Raw genomic sequence first — 14,646 nt, forward strand, 5'->3', positions numbered from 1 at the left:
GCGCAGCTCCGGGATGTTGTCCTGGTTCGGCTTGAGCCCCTGGTCGCGGCCCTTCATGGCCAACTCGACGACCTCGAAGGGGTTTCCCGCGGTGATCGCCCAGCATTCGCGGCAGAACATGTCGTCCGCGCCGGAGCCGAGGGCGTCGCGCACGATGCGCGCCACAGCGCCGGTCGTCAGCGGCGCCAGCTCGTGCGGGCGGGTGCCGCGGCGCGCCATGAGCGCGCGCAGGAACGCGGCGTCGGCCGGGATCTCGTCCGGCCTGCACGCCACGATGATCAGCATGGCGAGTTCTTCGGCCCGCGCCGCGAACGACGTGAGCCAGGCCAGGGACTCCGCGTCCGCCCAGTGCGCGTCGTCGAGGACGAGCACCACCGGCGCGCTCCGCACGGAGAGTTGGGTGACGACCCAGTCAAGGCCGTCGCGGACGCCCTGCGGGTCGGGTGCTGTCGGGCCCTGGGCGGCGGCGGTCAGGCCGAGCGCCGGCGCGACGATGTCGTACCAGGCGCCCAGCGATTCGCGCCGCTCCCCTTCCGTCATGGCCGCGTACGCCGGCTGGATGAGCTGGCGCATGACGTGGAACGGAACCTGCTTCTCCTGTTCGCCGCCGCGTGCGAAGAGCACGGTGCAGCCCCGCTCGGCGGCGTGCCGCCGGGCCTCGGCCAACAGGGTGGTCTTGCCTATGCCTGCCGATCCCGCGAAGGTCAGGACGCCTCCGCGGCGGGTGGCCGAACCGAGGTCGGACCCTCCGCACAGATCGTCCACGGCGCGCTGGATCGCCAGGATTTCGGACTCCCGCTCGAGCAGGGGCCGGGACGCCCCTCCTCTGGGTTCAGCGGCATACGACATTCTTGTTGCCCCCTCCTGCGCGTGCGGCCGAGTGTATGGCCCTGGGGGGCGAGATGTTCTCGATTCAAGTTGTATTCCCGCATCTCGCCACTCGTGCGAGTGCAATGCTGTACCCTCCGCTCACGACGGCGCCCACCGGTGATCAGGAATTGGCGGGAAGCCGCCCCAGCCGGGCGCAAACGATCTGTCCTCGTCAGCGTCGCGGCAGTGGGATCAGGGGCAGGGCGCTGGGCTGCGGAATTCCGGCCGGCACTTCCCGCACGGTGACGCCGGGGGCGGGTGTCAGCCTCCACCGCGACGTGACGGCCGCGATCGCGGTCATGATCTCCGCGACGCCGAACGTGTCGCCGATGCACTTGTGCTGGCCCGCCCCGAACGGGATGTACCGGTGCGGCCTCGGCCGTTTCTCGGCGCCGGGCTGCCAGCGGTCCGGGTCGAACACCCGGGGATTGCGGAAGAGCGCCGGATCGCGGTGCAGGGCGTACGGGCTGTAGGCCAGCTCGGCGCCCTCGGGGATCGCGATCCCGCCGAGCGTGAGCGGGGCGAGGGCGCGGCGGGTGAACAGCAGGGGGGAGTGCAGCCGCAGCGCCTCCTGGAAGACGTGCCGCGTGTAGCCGAGCGCGGGCAGGTCGGAGGGCCGGACCGGCCGGTCGCCGACGACGGCGTCGACCTCGGCCTGCAGCCGCTCTTCGACGGCCGGGTGGCGGCTGATCTCGTACAGGGCCCACGCGAGGGTGGTCGCGGAGGTCTCCGTGCCGGCGAGGAGGAGCGAGACGACCTCGTCGCGGACCTGCTCGGGCGGCATGGCGGCGCCCGTCTCGGGGTCGGTGCTCGACATCAGCAGGGTGAGCAGGTCGTGGCGCTCCTCCGGCTGGGGCTCCCCGTACTGGCGGATGACGTCGTCGATGACGGCCCGCAGCCGCTCGGCGGCCGTGTCGAAGCGCACGTTCGGCGGGATGGGCAGCCGGTCCAGCGCCTTGGGCATGACCGCGCGCAGCAGCATGCCCTCCAGGACGACGGGCAGCGAGCGGTGCACCTCGTCGACGGCGGGGCGGCTCAGCTCGCCGGAGAAGACCATCTCGGCGACCGAGGACACCGCGTAGCGGCGGGTCTCGGTGAGGATGCACACCTCTCGGCCGGGCGCCCAGGAGGCGGCCATGGCGACCGCCTGCCGGCTCATCGTCTCGGCGTACCGGGCGATGTGGTTGCGGTGGAAGGCGGGCTGGATCATCCGCCGCTGGCTGCGGTGGAACGCACCGTCCGTCGTCACGATGCCGTTGCCGAAGACGGGCCGCAGCCGGTCGAAGATGCGTCCGCGGCCGAACTGCTCGGCTCTGCCGACCAGCACCTCGTGCACCAGCTCGGGGCTGGTCAGGAGGTGGACGGGCCAGGTGCCGATGTCGAGGCGGACCACCTCGCCGTGGTCCCGGAGGGACTCCAGGAAGGCGATGGGCTCCCGCCACAGGGGGACGGCGTGGCCGAGGAGGGGTAACCGCCCCGGCGCGACCGGGGCTTGGACTCCGGTGGCTTCCAGTCCAGCGTGTGCCATGGCCCGACCCCCTGTCATGCCACCGATACCAGGTCCGGACGGGTGTAGGCAGACTCCAGCCCGGCCGCGAAGCGTTCGTCGCGGTACCGCGTGCACTCGTAACGCTGCCACAGATCGGCGCCGATCATCCAGTCTTCGCAGCTGTGCACGTACCGGGCCACGGCGTCCCGGAGCGGGGGGTCGGTCGAGGGGTCGGCGTCGAGCACCTCGAAGAGGCGGCGGCGGCCGGCCAGGTACTCCTCTATGCGGACCTGGATGCGCTGCTCGACGGCGCGGACGGCGTCGGGCAGGGAGCGGCCCTCCCACGCGGCGACGAGGGAGACGAGGTTGTTGGTGTCGCCGCAGGAGTGCTCCTTCGGCAGGGAGAACACGTCGTTGCCCCACGAGATGACGTCGAGGACGCTCGCGACGAGCTGCCGGAGCTCGCGCATCTCGTGGACGTACTGCGGCAGGTCGAGGCCGAGGCCGGCCTCCACCATGTCCATCATCGGCAGGATCTGGGAGCTGTGCCGGCGCAGGAGGATGTACTCCTCGACGGTCGGCCGCCCGCTGCCGCCGCGGTTGCCGGCCTCCTGGTCCAGCGAGGCCAGGACGAGCCGGACGTGCGTGCGGTAGCGCGTCGCGGCGTCCGGGGACAGTCCCGCCAGGATGCGGTCGCAGAGTTCGGCGAATCCGCTCACCAGGGGGTTGCGGGCGAGGTCGGGGCTGGTGATGCGGCCCGTGTCGAGGTATTCGGTGATGGCGCCGACCACGGGCCGCCAGGCGGCGACTTCGCCCTTCCTGATGAGGTGGTCGTGCTGGTCGTCGAGGACGAACGACCAGGCCATCCACTGGGCGAGCAGCAGGACCCGCTCATAGGGCGCGTCCCCGCTGACCCGGCCGGCGAGATGACCGCAGCCGATGCCCGCGAACTGGTCCACGGCACTCGTCACGAGTTCGTGGCGGACCACCCACGAGGTGGCTTCCGCGTTTGCCCGCGCGGCCAGCGGGTGCTTCGCGTTGCCGAATGGCAGGTGGAAATCCGGCACGGAGAAATTCTGCAGCGGTGGCATTTGGCTCCCCCCAAAGACGTCTGATTCACCGATGGTCGCCCGGTCGGTTGCCCGGGCGTCACGACCTGGAACGTTCCTCCCTCATGAAGAATCGTCACGGGGTCAGGGTGGTGTCAGTGGGGAGGAACCGGCCGCACGGCGACTGGTTCCGGCCATCCGTAAAGCAATTAACACCCAGAAGGGCGCGGAGTGTCAATGTAGGCCACGGGAAGATGGTGAATTGATCCCAAAAACACCACGGGGTGTTCACCTCAAATATGTGGGCGGCATAGTCACGGCCGGTTGCACGGTCCACGGGACCGGCGGGACGGCGCGCGCGGGGGCGCACGAGCGGTCGTGGGCGCGGGATTGTGGCCGAAGAGCGCCTGGGGGCAAGGGCGTTCGGCCTAGACTTGGGACCGGGCGGTACCGCCCGGGAGGGGTGGGGAAGTGACCGAGCACCGTCCGTCCGATCCGTACCATCCGGCGTCCGACGGCCCGGAGGGCGACGTACTCGGCTCCTACCTCGAAGACCTGCGGGACCGCCTCGGCGGCGCGCGGTTCGAGGCGCTCATCCGGGCCGTCCAGGCCACCTGCGCCCTCCTCGGCGACGGCCCGCGGCCGGTGCTGGAGGTCCCCGGCGGCGGACTCCCGCCCGACCTGCGGCGCGAGTACGTGGCCCTGCTGGCGGTGATGATCACCGGGCGGGCGGACCACCGGCTGGTCGAACTTCCCTCAGCCGACGGGGACACGGGGTGGGCGGTCGTCGACGCCACCGCCGCGGATGCGCCCGCCCCCGGACGCCTGCACGTCCGCGCGCAGCCGGACGGCGTCGCAGGCCCGGCAGGCCGCCTGCCGACCCGGGCGCATCCGCATCGGCTCCCGGGGCAACGCGGTTAGGCGCTTGCCCGACCTCGCCGTGCGGTGCTGTACGGCGCTGCACTCAGCGGGAGTTGGAGCCCACCGCCGCGTTGCGCCAGACGGTGACGTCGAGGGTGAGGTACTTGCTCGGCGAGTCCTCCGGGGAGATGCCCCGCACCGTGACCAGGCCGAGGTGGCCGGTGCCGGTGGTCACGCAGACCTGCCGGCCCGAGCCCAGCTGGTTGATCTTCACGTTCTGCGTGAACCGGGTCTCGGCCCGGCACGTGGCGAGCGACCCCTCCTGGCCGGGGTCGAGCAGGACGAGCGATCCGCCCTGGGCCTCCGCGTCGAGGTAGCTGCCGGTGTCGTACGAGAGCTCGTAGCCGCCGTCCTCGCCCTTCTGCGGGCGGAGGCTCTCGTCGCCCAGGGTCAGGTGGTAGCCCGCCACGAGGTTGATGCCCTTGTACTCGGCGGGCTGCGGATCGGGCCGGGGCGCTGCGCCGGACGGCTTGGCCGCCGATCCCGCGCTGCCGCTGCCGCTGCCGCTGCCGTCGGCGCCGGCGCTGCTGCCGGCGGCCTGGGAGCCGCTGTCCTTCCCCTTGACCACGTTGTAGCCGACGGCGCTGACGGCCACGGCGAAGCCGATGGCCAGGGCCGCCAGGACGGCGCCGCGCGGCTTGCGCTGGGCGACCTGCGCCGGCGGGACCTGGAACTGGCCGGTGTGCCCGGGATACGGGTGCGCGGGGGTGAACTGCGGTGCCGTGTAGGGGCCGGCCGGCTGGTACCCGTGCTGCGGCGGGTATGCGGGGGGTACTGCGGGGGCGTGCTGCGGCGCGGCCGCCGGAGTGTACGGGGCGCCCGCCGGGGAGGTCGCCTGGTGGGCCACGCCGCCCGGAGCGGTGGACTGGTGGGCCACGCCGCCGGGGACGGTCGGCGGATGCGCCGGAGGAGCCGGAGTGATCGCCGGCGCCGCGGCGGGCGGGGCGGGTGCGGCGGCCGGGGCAGCGGAACGCGCGGTGATCTCCGCGGTCACCGCGGCGGGCAGCCAGTCCTCGGCCCGGCGCAGCGTCGTGGCGTCGTTCGCGGACTGGCACAGGGCGATGACCTCGGCCACGCTCGGCCGGTCGGCCGGATCCTTGGCGAGGCAGCGGGTGACGAGCTCGGACAGCCGTTCCGGCACCCCGGAGAGGTCCGGCTCCTCGTGGACGATCCGGTACAGCACCCCGTGGGAGGCACCCTCGCCGAACGCCGGCGCGCCGGCGGCGGCGTACGCGGCGACCTGCCCGAGGGCGAAGACGTCGGTCGCCGGGCCGACCCCGCGGCCCGCCGCCTGCTCCGGCGCCATGAAGGCGGGCGTGCCGACGGCGACGCCGCTGCCGGTGAGGGAGGTCGCGTCGGCGGCGTGGGCGATGCCGAAGTCGATGACGCGCGGGCCGTCGGCGGCCAGCAGCACGTTCGACGGCTTCAGGTCCCGGTGCACGATGCCGGCGCCGTGGATGACCTGGAGCGCCTCCGCGATGCCGGCGACCAGCAGCAGCACGGTCTCGACGGGCAGCGCCCCGTGCGCGGACACGGCGGCGGCCAGGGAGGGGCCGGGCACGTAGGCGGTGGCCAGCCAGGGGTGCGGGCCGTCGGTGTCGGCGTCGATGACGGGAGCCGTGAACAGGCCCTGCACGCGCTGCGCGGAGCGGATCTCCTGTGCGAAACGCCGCCTGAACTCCGGGTCTTCGGCGAACTCGGGCCGGATCACTTTGACCGCGACCGGGCGGCCGCCCGGCGTGTGCGACAGGTACACCTTGCCCATGCCGCCGGCGCCGAGCCGGGCGGCGATGCGGTATCCCGCGACGGTGGCGGGGTCATCCGGGCCCAGCGGCTCGAAGTGCACCGGCCTGCCGGTGCCTTCCATGCCGCCGCCCCCGCGCGGATGCTGACCGTTCATCACCTTGTTGCTCCCAAGTCCTGCACGTTCGATGCGCACCGCACCCTATCCGAGTCGGGACGCGGCCCGGGATGCCGAGACGGCCCATGCGATGACACGTGTCCGACAGGTCGATCGGCGGAGCGGGCGCCGTGCGACGCCGGGGAGTCCGGCAGCTGCCGCCCCTGCGTCACCCTGCGTTGGGATGCCTGCCATACACGGCCCCTAACTTCCTCGACGCCAGCCCGCTCACCGCTCCCCAGCCACCGGCCCGACCGGGCCCGGGGCGACCCCCTCTCCGAGGAGTGACCGTGGAACGTCGTACCTTCCTGCGCGGCGCCGTCGTCGGCACCTCCGCCGCGGCCTTCGGCGGCACGCTCATGCGCGGCGCCGCGTACGCGGCCCCGGCCCAGCCGGGCGCCGGCCCCTACGGGGCGCTCGGCGCGGCAGACGCCAACGGCATCATGCTGCCCGCCGGTTTCACGAGCCGGGTCATCGCCCGGTCGGGCCAGACCGTCTCCGGCACCTCCTACACCTGGCACAAAGCCCCTGACGGCGGTGCCTGCTACGCCGACGGCACCGGCTGGATCTACGTCTCCAACTCCGAGATCAACCCCTCGGGCGGGGCCAGCGCGGTCCGTTTCAACTCCTCCGGCTCCATCACCTCCGCCTACCGGATCCTCTCCGGCACCCGGCAGAACTGCGCGGGCGGGAAGACGCCGTGGAACACCTGGCTCTCCTGTGAGGAGGTCAGCCTCGGCTACGTGTACGAGACCGACCCGTGGGGCGTGAACGCGGCCGTCCGGCGCCCCGCGATGGGCCGGTTCAAGCACGAGGCGGCTGCAGCCGACCCCGTCCGCCAGGCGGTGTACCTGACGGAGGACGAGTCGGACGGCTGCTTCTACCGCTTCCTCCCCACCACCTGGGGCAACCTCTCCTCCGGCACCCTCCAGGTCCTCAAGGCCGGCTCGGGCACCTCCGGCTCCTTCACCTGGCAGAACGTCCCGGACCCGGACGGCTCCCCGACCGCGACCCGCAACCAGGTGTCGGGCGCCAAGCGCTTCAACGGCGGCGAGGGCTGCCACTACGCCAACAACACGGTCTGGTTCACCACCAAGGGCGACAACCGGGTCTGGCAGCTCAACCTCTCCTCCAACACCTACGAGCTGGCCTACGACGACTCCCTCGTCGTCGGCGGCGGTGCCCCGCTGACGGGCGTGGACAACGTCACGGGCTCCTCCTTCGGCGACCTGTACGTCGCCGAGGACGGCGGGAACATGGAGATCTGCGTGATCACCCCCGACGACGTGGTCGCACCGTTCCTGCGGATCACCGGCCAGTCCTCGTCCGAGATCTGCGGCCCCGCCTTCTCGCCGGCCGGCGACCGCCTGTACTTCTCCAGCCAGCGCGGCACGAGCGGCAGCTCCTCCGGCGGCATCACCTACGAGGTCACCGGTCCCTTCCGCACCTGACCGCCACCCGGGCCCGCCCGGCCTGCGCCCGCCCGACCCCTCGGGCAGGGCCGGGCGGACCCGGTGGCATGCCGCGCCCGACCCGGGGTAGGCGCTGGCACCCGAGGACGTGCAGGGAAGGGGATGCCTCATGGCCGGTACGGACATGGCCCGGTTCGTCGGGTTCAAGGTCGATGCCTCCGACGGCCACATCGGCAAGATCGACAGGCACAGCGAGTACGTGGGCCGGCAGTTCATCGTGGTGGACACCGGGCCGTGGATCTTCGGCCGGCACGTGGTGGTGCCCGCCTCCCTCGTCGCCCGCGTCGACGAGGAGAACGAAACGGTCCACCTGTCGGCCTCCCGGGACCAGGTCAAGCACTCACCCGAGTTCGAGAGCGGCCGGTACGAGGACGACGTGGCCCTGCTCCAGGTCATCGAGCGCTACTACGACGGCCACACCTGAGAGGCGGAGCCGCCGGCCGTGCTGCCGGCCTCCGGCTTCACCCCCGTGCCGACCGCTGCCGTGCCCGCCGCAGGTACCGGTCCAGGGCGTCCGGGTCGTCGAGGACGTCCTGGTCGCCCTTGCCCACGGGCCGCCCGTCGACCTCCAGGGCCGGTGTGGCCTTGATCCACGAGGTGCTCACGGCACGGTCCGCCGCCTCCACGAAGTCCCGGTGCGTGCCCGTGCGCACTGCCTCGTCGAAGCCTGCGTCGCGCAGCCCGTCCACGGACGAGGCCAGCGAGAGCAGTGTGCCGCCGGTGAATCCGCCGCGCCTCTTCGCCGCCGCCTGCCCGCGGTGCAGCACCTCGTGCAGCTCGGCGAACTTCCCCCTGTCCAGGGAGGCCCGCAGTGCGTTGACCGCCCGCTTGGACCCGTTCCCGAGGAACGATCCCAGGACGTAGTGCACCTGGACGTCGCCCTCGGCAGCCATCCTGCGCAGCCGCGGCCCGCTCCCCTCCGTCTGGAACTCGGCGCATCCCGGGCAGCTCGGGTCCTCGTAGACCCGGACGGTCACCGGCGCCCCCGGGTCCCCGACGACCACCGTGTGCCCTTCCGTGCCGAGCGCCGCGGCCACCGGCCCGGTGTACCCCTCGTCCGCCCGGCTGCCCCACCGCGCGGGCAGGCACCCCGCGGCGGCAGGCACGATGACGGCCGCTCCCACACCGGCGAGCACCGAACGTCTGCTGAGCTGCACGAACATTCCTCCCCTGGTCCAAAGGGGGAAGCGTACGCAGCCCCCTCCGACCTGCCTCGCCCGGGGTCCGGCAGACATGCTCCGCGCGGCGGAAACCGGCGGAAATCCGACGGGGCGCGGCGGGCGCCTGCACAGCCGCGCGGCACCTGGGACCCCGGTCAGAGCCGGGCCGGTGTCGGGGCGGCGGTGCGGCCGACGGGTGTCGCGAACCACGCCGCCCAGCCGGCGAGCTCCTCGGCGTCCGCCGCGGAGCGGCCCGCCCAGGCGATGTGGCCGTCGGGGCGTATGAGGAACAGTCCCCGGCCGTAGGCCGCGTAGGCGCTGATGCGGGCCGCCCGCAGGTGCGGCAGCGAGGGCACCTCCTCGGGCAGGTCGGTGTCGACGGCGAGCAGGGTGAAGTGCGGGCCCCGGAAGAGGTCGAAGAGCCGGATGCCGTCGCGCCGCCCGTCGGGTGCACGGTCGCCGGCGACGAGGGCGCCCTCCGGCAGCCCGGTCCGGGTCTCCCGGCTGAGCGGCGACTCCCGCAGGTGTATGCCGAGCTGCCGTGTGGCTGCCCCGCGGCGGTCCTGGCCGCGGTGGATCCGGGTCGACAGGCCGAGCATTTCGGCGGCCTGCGGCCGACGCTCCTGCTCGTACGTGTCGAGCAGGGCCTCGGGGGCGCCGTCGTGCAGGACCGCGGCCAGCTTCCAGCCCAGGTTGTAGGCGTCCTGCACGCTGGTGTTCAGCCCCTGCCCGCCTGCGGGTGAGTGGATGTGGGCGGCGTCCCCGGCGAGGAAGACCCGGCCCTCGCGGAAGCGGTCGGCCAGCGCGGCGTTGACCGTGAAGTCGGAGGCCCAGCGGACCTCGCGGACGTCCTCGGCCCTTATGTGCGTGAGGCCGGCTATCAGGGCGCGGACCTCGTCCTCCGCGGGCTCGGCGCGGGTCCCGTGGTACTGGCCCACGAACTGGAAGAGCCCGGTGCGGGGGAGGGGGCACAGGGCCGCGTACCCCCTGCTGCCGTCCTCGGCGGGCGCGAACAGGTGCCAGTGGTCGCGGTCCAACGAGTCGATCGCGACGTCGGCGACGACCAGCGGGACGGGGTCGACGCGCTCCCCGGTCATCCCGATCCCCGTGAGCCGGCGGACCGTGGACCGGCCTCCGTCGGCGCCGACCGCGTACCGGGCGCGCACGGTCCGAGTCGCCCCGTCGGCCACCGCCAGCTCCGCCGTCACCCCCTCACCGTCCTGTGCCATGCCGGTCAGCGCTGTCCCGAAGGACACCTTGCCGCCCAGCTCGTGCAACCGGGCCAGCAGCACTTCCTGGGTCGCCCACTGCGGAACCAGCCACGGCTCCGCGTACGGCTCCTGCTCGGTGGCCGCGACCTCCTCGAACATGCGGTGCTCGCCCAGCCGCACCCCCTCCTTCCACGCCATGCCGACGGGCGCCGGCCCGCCCCGGTCGAGGACCGCCCCGAGGACGCCGAGGTCTTCGAACACCTCCAGCGTGCGCGGCTGGATCCCCTTCCCCCGCGAGCCCGGGAACAAGCCTGCCGAGCGCTCGACGACCAGCGGCCGCACCCCGCGGCGCGCCAGGTCGCAGGCCAGCGCGAGTCCGGTCGGCCCGGCCCCGACGACCAGCACCCCGCTCCCTGCCGGTTCCCTCCCCGGCCGCCCACGGCGCTGCTCCGTCCCGGTCTCGGCACCGCTGCCCGCGGCCGCCACCCCGTACGCATCCATCTCCCTGCCCCCGTTTCCCTTCGTTCCGGCGTGAGCATCCGAGCGCACCCTGCAGCGTTTTTCCTTAACGCCGTTAAGGAGCGCACATCGCAAGTGTGTCCTTAACGTTGTTAAGCTGTCAACCCCGGAAGCAGCAGCCCGAAGAGAGGCAGCGATGACCCCCAAGCCCGACCGCACACCCCCGCGCGTCCCGCCCCTGAGCCGTGCGACGGTCGCCGAAGCGGCGCTGCGCCTGCTGAACGAGACGGGCCTGGAGAAGCTCACCCTCCGCGCCATCGCCGCCGAGCTGGACGTCAAGGCCCCGGCGCTCTACTGGCACTTCAAGAACAAGCAGGAACTCATCGACGAGATGGCGACGGAGATGGTCCGCCGTATGACGGCCGACGACGCCGGCCGCAAGCCGGAGCCCGCCGCAGACCGGGCCGGCCCGGAGGGTGGCGGCGGCCCCGGCTGCGCCTGGCGCGAGCGGCTCCTCGCCGCGAACCGCGCGCTCCGCCGCGCGCTGCTCTCCTACCGCGACGGCGCCCGCGTCTTCAGCGGATCGCGCTTCACCGGGACCGACCACGCCGAACACGTCGACGCCCAGCTCAGGGTCCTGGTCGAAGCGGGCTTCGAGCTGCCCCAGGCCGTCCGCACGCTGACGACCGCCTTCCTGTACACGCTCGGCTTCGTCACCGAGGAGCAGGGCGTCCACCCGGTGCCGGGGGAGCGCCGCGAGGGCTTCGACGTCGCCGAGCGCAGTGCGCGACTGGCCGCCCACCCCCTGGCCGCTGCCGCCGGCCCCCACCTGTTCGAGGACTACGACGCCCACTTCGAGGAGGGGCTCGGCCTCATCCTCGACGGCGCAGCCGCACGGTACGGGATCGCGATCTGAAGTGGCTGTCCGCGGACCACCACGTGGTGATCATCGAGGCCGCGGACGAGGTGCTGCCGGGCGACGCCTGCGGGCAGCGGCTGCTCTTCACCACCCTGTTGCGGGAGGGACGGCGATGGTCCTCCAGGCAGCCCCAAGGCGGAGAACGCAGCAGACTCGTCGTGACCATGTCGCGCGACGCCGCATCCGTTCCGTCCCTGAAGGAACGGCTGCGGTCTCACCTTCCGGAGGCGCACCACCCGGGGTGACCCGTCCGGGGCTTTCGAGCGTTCGCGGCCATCGCCTCACGGAGCCCCCGCCGCCCTATGCACCCGCGTGCCCCGCAGGGCCGGGGACGTCGGCGGCGTCGCCGGAGGCCGCCGCTCCCGCCGTGTCCACGGCGGACGCGGCCGCCGCAAGGTCCCCGTCGCCCTCCCCGAGGTCCGGGATCTGCTGCTCCGACCAGATGACCTTCCCCTCGGGCGTGTACCGGGCCCCCCACCGCCGGCTCAGCTGGGCGACGAGGAACAGCCCGCGGCCTCCCTCGTCCGTCGTCGTCGCGTAGTGCAGGCGCGGGGAGCTGCTGCTGCCGTCGAAGACCTCGCAGGTCAGCACCCGATCCCGCAGGAGGCGTACGCGGACCGGCTCGGCGCCGTGCCGGATCGCGTTCGTGATCAGCTCGCTGAGCACCAGCTCCGTGCCGAACACCAGCTCCTCCAGGCCCCACTCCTCCAGCTTCGCGGTCGCGGCGGCGCGAAGCTGCCCCACCGCGCTCGGCTCGAACGGCACGTCCCATTCGGCGATCCGGTCGGCCGACAGGGCCGACGTACGGGCGACGAGCAGGGCGACATCGTCGCGGGCCCGCACCGGCAGCAGCTCGGCGAGGACCGCCCGCACGGTGTCCTCCGGGCTCGGGCCGGCACGCGAGAGGGCGGCGCGCAGCAGGTCGAGCCCTTCGTCGATGTCCCGGGTGCGGTCCTCGATCAGCCCGTCCGTGTACAGGACCAGTCGGCTCCCCTCGGCCAGGTCCAGTTCGGCCGACTCGAACGGGAACCCGCCCAGGCCCAGCGGCGCGCCGGCCGGCAGCTCCGGCGCCTCCACCGTGCCGTCGGCGTGTACCACGAGAGGCGGGACGTGCCCCGCGCGCGCCACCGTGCAGCGCCGCGCCACCGCGTCGTAGACGGCGTACAGGCAGGTGGCGCCGAGGAGGCCGCCTTCGGCGCCTCCGCCCTCGCCGTTCTGGTCGGTGTACTGCACGAGGTCGTCGAGGCGGGCGAGCAGCTCGTCGGGCGGCAGGTCCAAGGAGGAGAAGTTCAGGACGGCGGTGCGGAGCCGGCCCATGGCGGCCGCGGCGTGCAGGCCGTGCCCGACGACGTCGCCGACGACGAGCGCGACCCGCCCGGCAGGCAGCGGGATCACGTCGAACCAGTCGCCGCCCACCCCCGACTGCGCGGGCAGGTAGTAATGGGCCACTTCCACGGCGCTCTGCTCCGGCAGGTCCCGGGGCAGCAGGCTGTGCTGGAGAGTGATCGCCACGGCGTGCTCGCGGGTGTAGCGGCGGGCGTTGTCGATGCTGACGCCGGCCCGGGCCACCAGCTCCTCCGCCAGCGACAGGTCCTCCTCGTCGAACGGCTCCGGCTTCTCGGAGCGCCAGAAGTTGACCACGCCGAGGACCACCCCGCGGGCCTTGAGGGGCGCCGTGATCAGCGAGTGGATGCCGTAGTCGATGACGGCCTGGGCCCGCGGCGGGTCCTGCGCGTACCAGCCGGGTGCCTTCTTCAGGTTGGCGATGACCTCGGCCCTGCCGCTGCTCAGGCCCCGTGCCTGCGGCGTGGACGGCAGAAAGTCGATCACCCGGCCGCGCGGGTAGAGCGGGATGTCCTCGCGGATGCCGCTGACGCCGGTGCGGCGCAGGTCGCCCGGTGCGGCGGTGGGCTCGTCGCCCCGCAGGACCGGTTCCGCCAGGTCGACGGTCGCGAAGTCGGCGAACCGCGGCACGGCCACGTCGGCGAGCTCCTGGGCAGTGCGCTCGACGTCCAGGGTGGTGCCGACGCCGACACCGGCGTCGTACAGCAGCCGCAGCCGCCTGCGGGCCGCCTCGGCGCGCGTACTGAGCACCCGCATCTCCGTGGAGTCCCGGATGGTGACGGCCATGCCCTCGGGGCGGCCGCGGGGGCGGGTGGGGCGCTGGTTGATGACGAGCAGCCGCTCCCCGGCCTCCAGCACCTCGTCGGTCGCCTCGCGGCCCGAAAGCACCAGGCCGGCGAGGTTCCCGTCGAGTTCGGCGAGCTCGCTGATGTGCCGGCCCTCGGCGTCGGGCGGCAGGCCGAGGAGTCGTTTCGCCTCGTCGTTCGCGAGGAGCAGGCGGCCGTCGCGGTCCGTGATCAGGACGCCTTCGCGCACCGCGTGCAGCACCGCGTCGTGGTGTTCGTACATGCGGGTCATCTCGAGCGGGCCGAGGCCGCGGGTCTGCCGGCGCAGGCGGTTGCTGATCAGGCCGGCGCCCGCGGTGCCCAGTGCCAGGCCGGCCGCGCTGGCGCCGAGGATCACGGGGAGCTGGCGGTCGACGAGGCCGCTGACGTTCTCGACGGTCATGCCCGCCGACACCAGGGCCTCCACGGGGCCGCTGTTGCCCTCGGCGAAGACGGGCACGACCGCCTGGATCTCCTTGCCGAGAGGGCCGTCGACGCTCTCCACGTGCACCTGCCCGGCGAGCGACGGCTCGATCGTGCCGACGAACCGCTTGCCGATGCGGTCGGGGAGCGGGTGGGTGTAGCGGATCCCCTGGGTGTCCATCACGACGATGAAGTCGACGCCCGCCGCCTTGCGGGTCTCCTCCGTGAGCGGTTGCAGGATCGCGGACGGGTCCGGGGACTCCAGGGCCTCGCGCAGCCCGAGGGAGTGCGCAAAGGTTTCGGCGACGGACACCGACCGGTTCCGGGCCTCGCGCTCGACATCGCTGCGGGACTGCAGCACCAGCGCCAGCACGGCCCCGGCGGCGAGCAGCACCACGATCGCCACCTGGAGGACGAATACCTGTGTGGCGACGCTCCGCGGGCGCTTCCCGCTCAGTGACCGCACCGATGTCCCCGGCACGGGTTGCAAGGCTGGGTCACGAGACCATTTGTAGCACTGTCGCCGGGTGAGGGCCGGGAGCGGCGGACGGGCACGTCGGGCGGCGCCGTGTCATCGGCGGGCGCCGGAGCCGCGGCGCGGAGCT

The 14,646-nt window shown here is 73.2% G+C and carries 11 protein-coding genes and 1 pseudogene; 5 read left to right on the plus strand and 7 right to left on the minus strand.

Annotated elements, in window-relative coordinates:
* Positions 1-336: 336 nt before the first annotated feature.
* The 3 genes and pseudogenes from C0216_RS35215 to C0216_RS13225 form a co-directional block, all read right to left on the minus strand.
* Positions 337-849: pseudogene (locus C0216_RS35215) on the minus strand (AAA family ATPase); the annotation flags it as partial.
* A 193-nt stretch (positions 850-1,042) separates the two neighbouring features.
* Positions 1,043-2,398 carry a cytochrome P450 gene (locus tag C0216_RS13220; protein WP_114055467.1) on the minus strand — a complete coding sequence of 452 codons (1,356 nt, stop codon included), beginning with the start codon at positions 2,396-2,398 and terminating at the stop codon, positions 1,043-1,045.
* Positions 2,399-2,412: 14 nt separating this feature from the next.
* Complete coding sequence (locus C0216_RS13225) at positions 2,413-3,426, minus strand: terpene synthase family protein (protein WP_246042519.1); 1,014 nt, start codon at positions 3,424-3,426, stop codon at positions 2,413-2,415.
* A gap of 453 nt (positions 3,427-3,879) precedes the next feature.
* Here C0216_RS13225 and C0216_RS13230 point away from each other — a divergent pair, with 453 nt between their 5' ends.
* A complete protein-coding gene (locus tag C0216_RS13230) occupies positions 3,880-4,329 on the plus strand; it encodes a hypothetical protein (RefSeq protein ID WP_114055469.1) in 450 nt (149 codons plus the stop codon).
* Positions 4,330-4,372: 43 nt separating this feature from the next.
* On the opposite strand, the gene C0216_RS13235 is transcribed toward C0216_RS13230, so the two are convergent.
* Positions 4,373-6,229, minus strand: a complete 1,857-nt coding sequence (locus tag C0216_RS13235) for a serine/threonine-protein kinase (protein ID WP_114055470.1) — start codon at positions 6,227-6,229, stop codon at positions 4,373-4,375.
* Between the two features lie 290 nt (positions 6,230-6,519).
* Here C0216_RS13235 and C0216_RS13240 point away from each other — a divergent pair, with 290 nt between their 5' ends.
* Positions 6,520-7,680: an alkaline phosphatase PhoX gene (locus C0216_RS13240; RefSeq protein ID WP_114055471.1), complete on the plus strand. Its 1,161-nt coding sequence runs from the start codon at positions 6,520-6,522 to the stop codon at positions 7,678-7,680.
* Between the two features lie 130 nt (positions 7,681-7,810).
* Positions 7,811-8,125 carry a PRC-barrel domain containing protein gene (locus C0216_RS13245; protein WP_114055472.1) on the plus strand — a complete coding sequence of 105 codons (315 nt, stop codon included), beginning with the start codon at positions 7,811-7,813 and terminating at the stop codon, positions 8,123-8,125.
* 37 nt (positions 8,126-8,162) lie between these two features.
* On the opposite strand, the gene C0216_RS13250 is transcribed toward C0216_RS13245, so the two are convergent.
* Positions 8,163-8,858 (minus strand): DsbA family protein, encoded by a 696-nt coding sequence (locus tag C0216_RS13250; RefSeq protein ID WP_162793192.1) that lies wholly within the window; start codon positions 8,856-8,858, stop codon positions 8,163-8,165.
* 158 nt (positions 8,859-9,016) lie between these two features.
* A complete protein-coding gene (locus tag C0216_RS13255; RefSeq protein WP_114055474.1) occupies positions 9,017-10,573 on the minus strand; it encodes an FAD-dependent monooxygenase in 1,557 nt (518 codons plus the stop codon).
* A 154-nt stretch (positions 10,574-10,727) separates the two neighbouring features.
* Between C0216_RS13255 and C0216_RS13260 the strand changes: the two genes are divergently transcribed.
* On the plus strand, positions 10,728-11,447 hold the full coding sequence (locus C0216_RS13260) for a TetR/AcrR family transcriptional regulator (RefSeq protein ID WP_114055475.1): 720 nt from the start codon (positions 10,728-10,730) through the stop codon (positions 11,445-11,447).
* Positions 11,448-11,470: 23 nt separating this feature from the next.
* On the plus strand, positions 11,471-11,695 hold the full coding sequence (locus C0216_RS13265) for a hypothetical protein (RefSeq protein WP_114055476.1): 225 nt from the start codon (positions 11,471-11,473) through the stop codon (positions 11,693-11,695).
* Between the two features lie 55 nt (positions 11,696-11,750).
* On the opposite strand, the gene C0216_RS13270 is transcribed toward C0216_RS13265, so the two are convergent.
* Positions 11,751-14,498, minus strand: a complete 2,748-nt coding sequence (locus C0216_RS13270) for a SpoIIE family protein phosphatase/ATP-binding protein (RefSeq protein WP_114058644.1) — start codon at positions 14,496-14,498, stop codon at positions 11,751-11,753.
* Between the last annotated feature and the right edge of the window lie 148 nt (positions 14,499-14,646).

The organism is Streptomyces globosus (assembly GCF_003325375.1).
Classification (GTDB): Bacteria; Actinomycetota; Actinomycetes; order Streptomycetales; family Streptomycetaceae; genus Streptomyces; species Streptomyces globosus_A.